This is a genomic window from Mammaliicoccus sp. F-M27 (assembly GCF_022387115.1).
Taxonomy (GTDB): domain Bacteria; phylum Bacillota; class Bacilli; order Staphylococcales; family Staphylococcaceae; genus Mammaliicoccus; species Mammaliicoccus vitulinus.
This window is the reverse complement of sequence record NZ_JAJNIE010000036.1, coordinates 1-1179: the sequence shown is the minus strand read 5'-3', so window position 1 is coordinate 1179 and position 1179 is coordinate 1. Positions and strand designations below refer to the sequence as shown.

Annotated in this window: 2 protein-coding genes; both read left to right on the top strand. The window is 29.6% G+C overall.

Annotation, left to right across the window (positions count from 1 at the left end):
• Positions 1-60: 60 nt before the first annotated feature.
• Positions 61-597 (top strand): helix-turn-helix domain-containing protein, encoded by a 537-nt coding sequence (locus LQ598_RS13660; protein WP_103323640.1) that lies wholly within the window; start codon positions 61-63, stop codon positions 595-597.
• A 5-nt stretch (positions 598-602) separates the two neighbouring features.
• Positions 603-1179: IS3 family transposase (locus LQ598_RS13655; protein WP_239745722.1), on the top strand; the 577-nt coding region annotated here is incomplete at its 3' end.

Here is a 1179-nt window from a genome sequence, read left to right as displayed (position 1 = left end):
ATGTCTGATGTGCACCCCAAAAGTTGAACCTCAAATCTAGCTTATAGGGGTGCATTATTTATGAGAAAAAAATATGATTTTAACTTTAAACTAAAATTAGTAAAAGAGTACTTAGATGGTCAATCAGGTTATAAAGCACTCACCTTAAAACATGACATTTCCAGTTCATCTGTCATTCAAATATGGGTCAATCAATATAAAGAGTTTGGAGAAGATGGCTTAAAAGAAAAAAGAAGAAACACTGTTTATACTAGCGAATTTAAATTATCTGTTATAAAATTTAGACAAGAAAATATGTTGTCTTATCGAGAAACAGCTAATCATTTTAAGATTATTAATCCTATAATGGTTGCCAATTGGCAACATCAATTTGATGAAAAGTGTCGTCTTGATCTAGCTAATAAACAAAAGGGACGGTCTATCAATATGGATAAAAAACATTCAAAAACTGATAATAAAAATTCATCTCTAAATGAAAATGAACGTGAAGAACTCGAAAGACTACGAAATGAAGTTGAAACGTTAAAGGCAGGTATTGCTTATCAAAAAAAGTTACAAGCCTTGACCGACATATACGGAAGCAAAAATCAGAAATAGTAAAGGTGATTACGGAACTACACGAAACACTTAATATAAAATTGAGTATTTTATTCAAAGTCGCTAAATTAGCTAAATCTGTATATTATTATTGGATAAATCAGTTCAATAAACCTAATAAAGATGATGAACTGATTAAAGTAATAAAAGAAATATGTAAGGAATCTAATTATACCTATGGTTACCGAAGAGTTACACAAGATTTAAGTAATAGAGGTATCAATGTAAATCATAAAAAAGTAAGAAGATTAATGAAAGAATTAGGATTATCTTGTTCGAAATTCACGCATAGAGGACGTAAATATCGATCATTCAAAGGTAAAGTTGGTAAGGTCGCTAAAAATATAATAAATCGTAGATTTAAAACACATGTCCCTTTTCAAAAAATAGTGACAGATATTACAGAATTCAAGTTGAAGAATGGTCAGAAATTATATTTATCTCCTTTTATGGACTTACATAGTTCGGAGATTATTAGTTTTGAAATTTCAAATCGTCCTTCGTTAGAGATTGTCATCAATCCATTAAAAGAAATGATGGCTATGCGTCCAGATTTAAGCTATCGTTTAACGATACACTCAG